Source organism: Streptomyces sp. NPDC048411, assembly GCF_040704695.1.
Lineage (GTDB): Bacteria > Actinomycetota > Actinomycetes > Streptomycetales > Streptomycetaceae > Streptomyces.
Map to the genome: position 1 here is coordinate 21,338 of NZ_JBEZKL010000084.1, position 10,866 is coordinate 32,203.

The 10,866-nt window shown below is 69.7% G+C and carries 12 protein-coding genes; 9 read left to right on the plus strand and 3 right to left on the minus strand.

Features of this window, described 5'->3' with window-relative positions; all coding sequences use genetic code 11:
* Positions 1-258: 258 nt before the first annotated feature.
* Positions 259-1,665, minus strand: a complete 1,407-nt coding sequence (locus AB0915_RS25790; RefSeq protein ID WP_366693332.1) for a family 2B encapsulin nanocompartment shell protein — start codon at positions 1,663-1,665, stop codon at positions 259-261.
* Positions 1,666-1,842: 177 nt separating this feature from the next.
* Here AB0915_RS25790 and AB0915_RS25795 point away from each other — a divergent pair, with 177 nt between their 5' ends.
* The 4 genes from AB0915_RS25795 (at position 1,843) to AB0915_RS25810 (ending at position 4,999) form a co-directional block, all read left to right on the plus strand.
* Entirely contained in the window at positions 1,843-2,289 is a 447-nt protein-coding gene (locus AB0915_RS25795; protein ID WP_366693333.1) for an Rrf2 family transcriptional regulator, read from the plus strand.
* 85 nt (positions 2,290-2,374) lie between these two features.
* Positions 2,375-3,571, plus strand: coding sequence for a globin domain-containing protein (locus tag AB0915_RS25800; protein WP_366693334.1), 1,197 nt, complete (start codon positions 2,375-2,377; stop codon positions 3,569-3,571).
* A 138-nt stretch (positions 3,572-3,709) separates the two neighbouring features.
* Complete coding sequence (locus tag AB0915_RS25805; protein WP_366693335.1) at positions 3,710-3,832, plus strand: hypothetical protein; 123 nt, start codon at positions 3,710-3,712, stop codon at positions 3,830-3,832.
* A gap of 249 nt (positions 3,833-4,081) precedes the next feature.
* Positions 4,082-4,999: a pyridoxal-phosphate dependent enzyme gene (locus AB0915_RS25810; RefSeq protein WP_366693336.1), complete on the plus strand. Its 918-nt coding sequence runs from the start codon at positions 4,082-4,084 to the stop codon at positions 4,997-4,999.
* Here the strand turns inward: AB0915_RS25810 and AB0915_RS25815 are convergent.
* Complete coding sequence (locus tag AB0915_RS25815; RefSeq protein ID WP_366693337.1) at positions 4,966-6,576, minus strand: Na+/H+ antiporter; 1,611 nt, start codon at positions 6,574-6,576, stop codon at positions 4,966-4,968. The genes AB0915_RS25810 and AB0915_RS25815 overlap by 34 nt on opposite strands.
* 35 nt (positions 6,577-6,611) lie before the next feature.
* Between AB0915_RS25815 and AB0915_RS25820 the strand changes: the two genes are divergently transcribed.
* The 3 genes from AB0915_RS25820 to AB0915_RS25830 all read left to right on the plus strand — a co-directional run bounded on the left by AB0915_RS25820 (position 6,612) and on the right by AB0915_RS25830 (position 8,468).
* Positions 6,612-6,872: a UBP-type zinc finger domain-containing protein gene (locus AB0915_RS25820; RefSeq protein ID WP_366693338.1), complete on the plus strand. Its 261-nt coding sequence runs from the start codon at positions 6,612-6,614 to the stop codon at positions 6,870-6,872.
* Positions 6,873-7,104: 232 nt separating this feature from the next.
* Positions 7,105-7,518, plus strand: a complete 414-nt coding sequence (locus tag AB0915_RS25825) for an anti-sigma regulatory factor (protein WP_030915678.1) — start codon at positions 7,105-7,107, stop codon at positions 7,516-7,518.
* A gap of 23 nt (positions 7,519-7,541) precedes the next feature.
* Positions 7,542-8,468 (plus strand): RNA polymerase sigma factor SigF, encoded by a 927-nt coding sequence (locus AB0915_RS25830; protein WP_358859775.1) that lies wholly within the window; start codon positions 7,542-7,544, stop codon positions 8,466-8,468.
* Between the two features lie 60 nt (positions 8,469-8,528).
* Here AB0915_RS25830 and AB0915_RS25835 read toward each other — a convergent pair whose 3' ends face one another.
* Complete coding sequence (locus AB0915_RS25835; protein ID WP_366693339.1) at positions 8,529-8,978, minus strand: hypothetical protein; 450 nt, start codon at positions 8,976-8,978, stop codon at positions 8,529-8,531.
* Positions 8,979-9,131: 153 nt separating this feature from the next.
* Between AB0915_RS25835 and AB0915_RS25840 the strand changes: the two genes are divergently transcribed.
* Both AB0915_RS25840 and AB0915_RS25845 read left to right on the plus strand, forming a co-directional pair.
* Positions 9,132-10,100 carry a diacylglycerol kinase family protein gene (locus AB0915_RS25840; protein ID WP_366693340.1) on the plus strand — a complete coding sequence of 323 codons (969 nt, stop codon included), beginning with the start codon at positions 9,132-9,134 and terminating at the stop codon, positions 10,098-10,100.
* 321 nt (positions 10,101-10,421) lie between these two features.
* The gene (locus AB0915_RS25845) at positions 10,422-10,679 is read left to right on the plus strand and encodes a WhiB family transcriptional regulator (RefSeq protein WP_003953983.1); all 258 of its coding nucleotides are present in this window, start codon (positions 10,422-10,424) and stop codon (positions 10,677-10,679) included.
* Positions 10,680-10,866: the final 187 nt, after the last annotated feature.

The following is a 10,866-nucleotide window of genomic DNA, read 5'->3' on the forward strand; positions in this document are numbered from 1 at the left end:
CGGCTCGGGGCACCCCGGTCAGGCGCACCCCCGGACCGGGGGCGTGGGTGGTTTCGATGAGCACCCGGGGCCGGAGCAACCCGGACCCGCGGCATGGATGGACTCGGTGAGTGGGTGGTTTCCACGCGGTCATTGCGGTGGGACACCCCGGTCGGGCACGCCCCGGGCCGAGGCCGTCACGGGCCGAGGCCGTCACGGGCCGAGGCCGTCACGGGCCCGGACCCGGATCCTGGCGGTCCGGTCCGGGCCCCCTGGCCGTCAGCGCCAGCGGCTGACCTCGACGTTCTCCAGGACGCCCAGGGCGTCCGGCACCAGGACGGCCGCCGAGTAGTACGCCGTCACCAGGTACGAGATGATCGCCTGCTCGTCGATGCCCATGAACCGGACCGAGAGGCTCGGCTCGATCTCGTCCGGGATGCCGGTCTGCTGCAGCCCGATGACCCCCTGCTCGGCCTCGCCCGTTCGCATGCAGATGATCGACGTGGTGCGGGCGTCGGTGACCGGGATCTTGTTGCACGGGAAAATGGGCACCCCGCGCCAGGCAGGCACATGGTGTCCGCCGATCTCCGCACTCTCCGGCACCAGTCCACGCTTGCTGCACTCGCGGCCGAAGGCGGCGATGGCCCGCGGATGCGCGAGGAAGAGCTTCGATCCGCGACGGCGCGAGAGCAGTTCGTCCATGTCGTCGGGGCTGGGCACGCCGTCGCGCGGCTGGAGGCGCTGCCCGTAGTCGCAGTTGTTGAGCAGCCCGAACTCGCGATTGTTGATCAGCTCGTGCTCCTGGCGCTCGCGGAGCGCCTCGACCGTGAGCCGCAACTGCTGCTCGGTCTGGTTCATCGGCTGGTTGTAGAGGTCGGCGACCCGGCTGTGGACCTTCAGCACGGTCTGAGCGACGCTCAACTCGTACTCACGAGGGGCAGATTCGTAGTCCACGAACGTGTGCGGTACGACGGCCTCGCCGACATGGCCCGCGGAGAGGTCGATCTCCGCCTCGCCGTACTTGTTGGTGCGCTGGTGGGGGATGTTGAGCAGCCCGGTGAGATGCGCGCGGAGCGAGTCCGCCCTCTCGGCGAGGTTGAGCACGTCCGCCCGCCTGAGCGTGAGCACCGTGCACGCCGTGACGGCACGTGCGGTGTACTCCCAGACGGCGTCGCCCTCGATCAGCGAGTGGTCGCCGAAGTACGCCCCGTCGGCGTGCACCCCGAGCACGGTCTCGTCGCCGTACGGGCCGGTGCCTACCTTCTCGACCTTGCCGTGCGCCAGCAGGAAAACCCGGTCCGCCGATTCCCCGGACGCGGCGATCACCTGCCCCGCGGCGATCTCGCGCTGTTCGCACCGGCGGGCCAGCTCGGCGAGCACCTCCTCGTCGGCGAAGTCCCGCAGGGCGGGCAGCTCGCCGAGTTCCGCGGGGATCACCGTGACCCGGTCACCGGTCTGCACGAAGGTCACCCTGCCGTCTCCGACCGAGTAGCTCAGCCGGCGGTTCACCCGGTATGTGCCGCCCTGCACCTGCACCCAGGGGAGCATGCGCAGCAGCCACCGCGAGGTGATCTCCTGCATCTGCGGAGCGGACTTGGTGGTCGTCGCGAGGTTCCGCGCGGCCGCCGTGCCCAGACTCTGCTGCGGCGATACCTGCGCGTTCTGAACCTCTTCACCAACGGACATCTGACGTCCTCTCGATCATCGGCTGACCTGCGTGAAAAGCCTTCCAGCATGGGGACTCGGCGCGCCATTACACAAAAGAGTGTGACTAATCGGGCTTTGGGCTGGGCACGACGCTCCGCGATGCCTCCGGGCGCGAATAACTTGCATCCTCGATGCAAGTTATCTAACGTGACGGTCATGCGGCTGACGAGATTCACCGACGTGGCGCTGCGCGTACTGATGCGCCTCGCCGTCGTGGAGAACGAGGATCCGCCGACCACCCGGGAGGTGGCGGCGACCATGCAGGTGCCGTACACCCACACCGCGAAGGTGGTCGCCCGGCTCCAGCACCTCGGCCTGATCGAGGCGCGACGCGGCCGCGGCGGCGGGATCACCCTCACCGGAGCCGGCCGGTCCGCATCGATCGGCGGACTCGTCCGCCAGCTCGAAGGGCCCGGCGATGTCGTCGAGTGCGAGGGCAGCACCCCCTGCCCGCTGCGCTCGGCCTGCCGACTGCGCGGCGCCCTGCGCCTGGCGGAGGAGGCCTTCTACGCCTCGCTCGACCCGATCACCGTCGCCGAACTCGTCACCTCTCCCACCGGCCCCCTGCTGATCGGCATCAGCAGCCGCCGTCCCGCCGACTGAACCCCCCGCCCGGCACAGCCCGGCCTTACCCGTGCCAAAAATAAGAATCCGAAATACCAATTCAACATCCTGAGGAGTCCGCCCGATGCTCTCCGAGTCGTCGACCGCCACCGTCCGTGCCACCCTCCCCGCCGTCGGCGCAGCCATCGGGGACATCGCCGATCTCTTCTACCGGAAACTCTTCGACGCCCACCCCGAGCTGCTGCGCGACCTCTTCAACCGCGGCCACCAGGCCTCCGGCGCCCAGCGCCAGGCCCTCGCCGGGTCCATCGCCGCGTTCGCGACCCAGCTGGTCGAGCACCCGGACACCCGTCCCGACGTGATGCTCAGCCGCATCGCCCACAAGCACGCCTCGCTCGGCGTGACCGCCGCACAGTACGAGGTGGTGCACACTCATCTCTTCGCCGCCATCGCCGAGGTGCTCGGTGACGCGGTCACGCCGGAGGTCGCGGCCGCCTGGGACGAGGTCTACTGGCTGATGGCCAACGCCCTGATCGCCATCGAGGACCGGCTCTACGCCCAGCGGGGCCTCGTCGCCGGTGACGTCTGGCGTGAATGGGAGGTGGTCGCGAGGATCGAGGAGAACGACGACGTCGCCACCTTCCAGCTTCGCCCGGCCGACGACGCGCCCGCCCCCGACTTCCGGCCCGGTCAGTACGTCTCCGTGCAGGTGGAACTGCCCGACGGAGCCCGGCAGATACGGCAGTACAGCCTTACCTGCGGTCCCGGTTCCCGGCTGCACTCGATCACCGTCAAGCGGGTGCACGGCGACGGTTCGCCCGACGGCGAGGTCTCGGCGCACCTGCACGCCACCACTCGGGCCGGTGACCGGCTGCGCGTCTCCGCCCCGTACGGCGATCTGGTCATCGACGCCGTCGACGCCCCGCTGCTGCTCGCCTCCGCGGGCATCGGCTGCACCCCCATGCTGTCGATGCTGGAGCACCTCGCGGCGACCGGCCACCGGGCCCCGGTCACCGTCGTGCACGGCGACCGCTCCCCGGCCGACCACGCCCTGCGCGCCGACCACGCGCAGCTCACCGCGAAGCTGCCGGACGGCTCGGCACACTTCTGGTACGAGAACCCGGAGCCCGGCCACCCGGCCGACCGCACCGGCCTGGTCGACCTGGGCAGCATCCCGGTCCGGCCCGGCACGCACGCGTACCTCTGCGGTCCGCTGCCCTTCATGCGGGCCGTGCGCACCCAGCTGCTGGCCAAGGGTGTCCCGGCGGCCGACATCCACTACGAGGTGTTCGGTCCCGACCTGTGGCTCGCCCAGGACTGAACCGCCGTGGGTGCTCGCGGACTTGACCGGATCGGCTCGCACACCGCCCGAACAGAGAGCCCGGGAATGGCTCGGAGCCCGGCACTCCGGTACAAGCGCTGTAAGGATTCGCTCCCCCACACGCACAAGGAGTCGGCCATGTCCTCACCCATGTCCGCGAGCACCTTCCTCGAAGCCCTGATGAACGAGCCCGGCAAGGTCGATCCGCGCGGCTTCACGATGGACTACCTGCGCGCCCGGATCCACGACCGGCTGACGTAGCCGCACGCCCCCGCTTACCGCCTCCCCACGACAGGGAGTGGATCATCGAGCGGCGTCATGCGGCTTCGACGGCAAGGCGTCGGACGGAGTCGACGCGGAGCGTCGGTGACCGACGACAATGCCGAAGGGGGCCCCTCCCTGCTCAAGCGAAGCCGAGAGCTTGGGGGAGGAGTCGCATGACGCCGGGAGCCCACTCCCTGTCGTGGGGGAGGCCGTTGGGTCACCGGGGTGCCGGGCGACAATGGACGCATGCCCTCCGACCCGCCCGCCCTCTCCCGGCTGCGGCCGGTGCTCCCGTCACCCCTGCAACCGGCCGAGGACGAGCGCTTCGCCCGGCACGGCGTGCGGCTGCTGCTCAAACGCGACGATCTGATCCACCCCGATCTGCCGGGCAACAAGTGGCGCAAACTCTCCGCCAACCTGGCGGCCGCCGCCGGGCGCACCGTGCTGACCTTCGGCGGTGCGTACTCCAACCATCTGCGTGCCACCGCCGCCGCCGGCCGGCTGCTCGGCTTCCCGACCGTCGGCGTCGTGCGCGGCGACGAGCTGGCCGGCCGCCCGCTCAACCCGTCGCTGGCGCAGTGCGCGGCGGACGGCATGCGTCTGTGCTTCGTGGACCGTGCGACGTACCGCGCGAAGACCGATCCAGCGGTCCTGGCGGGGCTGCTGAGCGACTGCGGGGAGTGCGTCGTCGTCCCGGAGGGCGGCAGCAACGCCCTGGCCGCACAGGGCTGCACAGCGCTGGGGCGGGAGCTGCACGGCCGGGCCGATGTGGTCGCGGTGGCGTGCGGCACCGGTGGCACCCTCGCAGGTCTCGCCGCGGGCCTCGCACCCGGTCAGCGGGCACTCGGCATTCCGGTGCTGCGCGGCGGCTTCCTGGGGGACGCGGTACGGGAGCTGCAGCGGGAGGCGTTCGGCGGCCCGGCCGGGGCGTGGTCGCTGGACGAGCGCTTCGCCTTCGGCGGCTATGCCCGGACGACACCGGAGCTGCACGCCTTCGCCGACGACTTCGAGGACCGGCACGGGCTGCCCGTCGAGCGTCTCTATGTCGCCAAAATGCTCTATGGACTGACGACACTCGCCCAGGAGGGCGCGTTCGCTCCGGGCACCACGGTCGCCGCTGTCGTCACGGGTCAGCCCTGGGGGGCGTCGGACTCCTCCCGGTAGGCCGCCGCCTCCTCCAGGTCCAGCCGCCGCAGCAGGTTCCGCAGCATCTCGTCGTCGATCCGGCGCTCGTCCCGCAGCCGGACGAAGACGGTGCGCTCGGCCTCGATCATTTCGCCGGCCAGCCTGCGGTAGGTGTCGTCCGCCGACTCCCCGGTCAGCGGATTGGAGGCGCCGAGCCTCTCCCACACGGCGTTGCGGCGGCGCTCCAGGACGGTGCGGAGCCGGTCGGTGAGCGGTCCGGGCAGGCAGTTGCGCGGGTCCTGGAGGAGCTCTTCCAGGCGCGCCTCGGCGGCCGCGGACGCCTCGCTCTGAGCCTGTGCCTCGGCGAGGGTCTCCGCCTGCGCGTCGCGCCCGGGGAGCTTCAGGATGCGCACCAGGAGCGGCAGGGTGAGCCCCTGGATGACCAGTGTGCCGATGACGGTCGTGAAGGTCAGGAACAGCACCAGGTTGCGGGCCGGGAAGGGGGCCCCTGCGGTCGTCACCATCGGAATGGAGAAGGCGATGGCGAGCGAGACGACGCCGCGCATCCCGGCCCAGCCGACGATCAGGGGCGAGGTCCAGTTGGTCCCCGGTTCGCGTTCCCTGATCCGCCGCGAGAGCCAGCGGGGCAGGTACGTGGCCGGGTACACCCAGACGAAGCGCACCACGACGACGGCGAGGAACACGGCAGCCGCGTACCAGAGCGCCTCCGCGACGGCGTACGTACCGAGCCCCTTCAGCACGAAGGGCAGCTGCAGTCCGATCAGCGCGAAAACCGCCGACTCCAGGATGAAGGCGACCATCTTCCACACGGCCGCCTCCTGGAGCCGGGTCGCGAAGTCGACCTGCCAGGAGCGGTGCCCCAGGTAGAGCGCGACGACCACCACGGCGAGCACTCCGGAGGCATGCACGCGTTCCGCCGCCGCGTACGCCACGAAGGGGATCAGCAGCGACAGGGTGTTCTGCAGCAGGGGTTCCCTGAGGTGGGTACGGAGCCAGTGCAGCGGCACCATCAGCACCAGGCCGACCCCGACACCGCCGACCGCGGCCAGGAAGAACTCGCCGATCCCGGCTCCCCAGCTCATGCCCTCGCCGACGGCTGCGGCCAGCACCACCTTGAAGGCGGTGATCGCGGTCGCGTCGTTCACCAGGGACTCGCCCTGCAGGATCGTCGTGACCCGGGCGGGCAGCCCGACCCGACGGGCGATGGCGGCGGCCGTGACGGCGTCCGGCGGCGCGATGACGGCGCCCAGCACCAGCGCGGCGGTCAGCGGCAGGTCGGGCACGAGCCGGTACGCCAGCCAGCCGACCGCGAAGGTCGCGAAGAGGACGTAGCCGACGGAGAGCAGGGCGATCGGCCTGATATTGGCCCGCAGATCGAGATACGAGCTGTCGACCGCAGCCGTGTAGAGCAGCGGCGGCAGCAGCAGCGGCAGCACGATGTGCGCGTCCAGGGTGTACGTCGGCACCCCGGGCAGGTAGGAGGCGAGCAGCCCCACGGTCACCAGCAGCAGCGGGGCCGGTACCGGGGTGCGCCTCGCCGCGCCCGCGATCGCGGCACTGGCCGCGACCAGTGCCACCAGCGGCAATGCGTCCATCTCACGGTCCTCGCATCCGTCGTAACCTGACAATCATGAGTGAGTGCCTGCACGTTCTCGAACTGCCGAGCCCCGAGCCTGTCCCGCTCGATGCCACATGCCCCGAATGTCTTGCCGCGGGCACCCACCCCGTGCAACTGCGGCTCTGCCTGGTCTGTGGCCATGTCGGCTGCTGCGACTCGTCGCCCCTGCAGCACGCGACGGGACACTTCAAGGAGACCGGCCATCCGGTCATGCGGAGCTTCGAGGCGGGAGAGAGCTGGCGTTGGTGCTTCGAGGACGGTTCGATCGTCTGACGCCTGGGTACGTCAAACCGGCGCCGGTTCTTCGTAATTGACTGCCACAGACCTCTAGCCACTGTGCGTACTCATGGGTTTACCATGAGTGACAGTCGTTGGGATGGGGTCCCGGCGACACGGCATCATGGATCGCGATAGCGTCGCCGGACCAAGAACCGAAGACGTACCGCATGGCTCCGGGGCACCCTCCCGGAACCTCGAATGAGTTTGTGCCACCTTGGAGGTGAGGGTGTCCCAGATCGCAGGCGAGCCCGGGAATCAGGACTTCGTGGAAGTCCGGCTGCCCGCTGCGGGTGCCTACCTGTCGGTGCTGCGTACGGCCACGGCCGGTCTCGCAGCGCGCTTGGACTTCACTCTCGACGAGATCGAGGATCTTCGCATCGCGGTCGACGAGGCCTGCGCGATCCTGCTTCAGCAGGCCGTGCCGGGCTCCGTCCTCAGCTGCGTGTTCCGGCTCGTCGACGATTCCCTTGAGGTGACCGTGGCCGCCCCGACGACGGACGGCCGGGCCCCGGAGCGCGACACCTTCGCCTGGACGGTGCTCTCCGCACTGGCCGGCAAGGTCGACTCCACGGTCGCCGATGACCGTACGGTCAGCATCAGCCTGTACAAACAGCGCGGCGCGGGACCCGGGCCGGCGTGAGCAACGGGAACGGGGACGGTCCGGTGCGGGACGAGACGATCCGACCAGGGGTGGTGCGAGCAGCAGGCATCCCGGAGCAGCAGGCCCTGCCCCATCCGGTGGACGGGGCGGACGGGCCGGTGGTCCGTACGGTCGCGGTGGAGCAGTCGCAGGCGGAGCGGGCAGGCCAGATGAGCGAGCACGGGCACCACGATCCACATGACCGCAGCGGGGCACGGGCGCTCTTCTACGAGCTGCGGGAGCTTCCCGACGGCTCGCCGGAGAAGGCCGAGCTGCGCAACCGGCTGGTGCGGATGCATCTTCCGCTCGTGGAGCATCTGGCCCGCCGGTTCCGCAACCGCGGCGAGCCGCTCGACGATCTGACCCAGGTCGCCACCATCGGCCTGATCAAGTCGGTGGACCGGTTCGACCCGGACCGGGGCGTCGAATTCTCGACGTACGCCACGCCGACCGTCGTCGGCGAGATCAAGCGCCACTTCCGCGACAAGGGCTGGGCGGTCCGGGTGCCGCGCCGGCTGCAGGAGCTGCGCCTCTCGCTCACCACGGCCACCGCCGAGCTCTCCCAGCAGCACGGTCGGTCGCCCACGGTGCACGAGCTGGCGGAGCGACTGGGCATCTCCGAGGAAGAGGTCCTGGAGGGCCTGGAATCGGCCAATGCCTACAGCACGCTGTCGCTCGACGTGCCGGACACGGACGACGAGTCCCCGGCGGTTGCGGACACGCTGGGCTCGGAGGACGAGGCGCTGGAGGGCGTCGAGTACCGGGAGTCACTGAAGCCGCTGCTGGAGGACCTGCCGCCCCGGGAGAAGCGCATCCTGCTGCTCCGGTTCTTCGGAAACATGACCCAGTCGCAGATCGCGCAGGAGGTCGGCATTTCGCAGATGCATGTCTCGCGTCTGCTGGCGCGCACGCTGGCGCAGCTGCGCGAGCGGCTGCTCGTCGAGGAGTAGCCGGACGGGCTGCGGGCGCTGTGGTTCAGCAGCCGTACGGTGTGCGTCCGCGCCGCGAGGTCACGCCTCCGGCGTCGCGCCCGGTCCCCGGATGCCGAGCGCTTCCCGGGTCGTCGGCCTGGCCAGCTGGAAAAGCGCCGTCAGCGAAACCGCGGCAAGGACGATCCCGGCGGGGATCAGCGCGCCGTGCGACCGCAGCAGCGTCCAGGCCACCGGCAGCGCGATGATCTGTGTGATGAGCGCCGGGCCGCGACTCCAGCTGCGCCGCCGCATCAGTCCGCGGGACGCGATCAGCGGGATCAGGCCCAGAGCGATCAGAGTGAGCCCGCCCATCTCCGCCTGCTGCGGGCTCTCGGGCTGGCCGAGCAGCCCCATGACCAGCATGTAGATCCCGCCGAGGGCGAGCGCCGCCCCTTCGAGGACATTGAGCCCGGCCACGAGAGTGATCCTGGCCGGCTTCGTCGGCTCGGCCATGGGCGACGAGGACGGCGTGTTCTGCTGAGTACTCACCCTTGCAGGTTGACATCCCGGCCCGGTGAAAGCGAAGCCGGGGTCCGGGCCGGGGCGCCGCGCCCGAGCCCCTCGCAGCCGGGCCGTCACTGAACGTGAAGGGCAGGGGGCGGGGCTTCAGACCGGTACCGCACGGTAGGTAGTCTGGCGGTCATGCGTGCACTCCTTGTGGTCAATCCAGCTGCTACCACCACCAGTGCGCGTACCCGTGACGTGCTCATTCACGCGCTCGCCAGCGAGATGAAGCTGGAGGCGGTGACCACGGAGTACCGGGGGCATGCCCGGGACCTGGGACGGCGGGCCGCGGACTCGGACGACATCGATCTCGTCGTCGCCCTCGGCGGCGACGGCACGGTCAACGAGGTCGTGAACGGTCTGCTGCACCGCGGTCCCGATATAGACAGCCTGCCGAGCCTGGCCGTGGTCCCCGGCGGCTCCACCAATGTCTTCGCGCGCGCCCTCGGCCTGCCGAACGACGCGGTGGAGGCGACCGGCGCCATCCTGGACGCGCTCGCCAACCGGACCGAACGCACGGTCGGTCTGGGATATGCGGCCGGCACGCCGGGCACCGAGGACGAATCGGTCCCCGAACGCTGGTTCACGTTCTGTGCCGGTCTCGGATTCGACGCCGGCGTGGTCGGCCGCGTCGAACAGAAGCGCGAACTCGGGAAGCGGTCCACGCATGCGCTGTACGTGCGCCAGGTGGTCCGGCAGTTCCTGGAGGAGCCGCACCGGCGGCACGGGGTGATCACGCTGGACGTCCCCGGCCGGGAACCGGTCACCGATCTCGCGCTCTCCATAATTTCGAACACCGCCCCCTGGACCTATCTGGGGAATCGCCCGATGTACGCGTCCCCGAAGGCGTCGTTCGACACCGCTCTGGACGTCCTCGGGCTGAAGCGCCTCTCCACTCCGGCGGTCGCCCGGTACGGCACCCAGCTGCTCACCTCGACCCCCGAGAGGGGCCCGCACGGCAAGCACGCGGTTTCACTCCATGACCTCACGGACTTCACCTTGCATTCAAAGGCCCCGCTGCCCTTCCAGATGGACGGTGACCACCTGGGCCTGCGTACGAGTGTGACGTTCACAGGCGTACGCCGTGCACTGCGTGTGATTGTGTGAGTGGAAGGGCCCAAAGTCCTTTAACTCGAACGTTTGGACTGGCTTCCACCCCATGGAAGTACGGCTGTGACCTAGCCGACACCGAGGAATCAAAAAAAAGTTTCCAGAAGGGGTTGTATCCGCCGCCGAGGTTTGCGAATCTCTACATGGCGATCGGGACGGCCCGCAACAACGGCCTCCACTGAGAGCCAGAACCCCTCCTCACTTGCACAGGACCACAACCAGTTCATCTGGGCGTCGGCCCATCACCTGCGGGGGGATTCGTGAAAGCGTTCACATTCACAAGCAACGTGTATGTAATACCAAGGAGAGGTAGCAGCCATGGACTGGCGTCACAACGCCGTTTGTCGTGAGGAAGACCCCGAGCTGTTCTTCCCCATCGGCAACACCGGTCCTGCGCTGCTGCAGATCGAGGAAGCCAAGGCCGTCTGCCGTCGCTGCCCCGTCATGGAGCAGTGCCTGCAGTGGGCGCTCGAGTCCGGCCAGGACTCCGGCGTCTGGGGTGGCCTCAGCGAGGACGAGCGCCGCGCAATGAAGCGCCGTGCCGCTCGCAACCGGGCGCGTAACGCCAGCGCCTGATTCGACGCCACCGCTACGAGCCTCAGTCAGGCGGCGCGTACAGAGCGTACGCACGAACCCGCCCCCCGAGTCGCAGCGCGCAGCACCCCAAAAGCGCATGCATGACCCACCTGAGTTGCCAGGGGTTGCCGGGGAATGCCGGGTTCCCGAAGGCGCTTACGCCTCGCCCGCGAGCTTACGGGTGTGC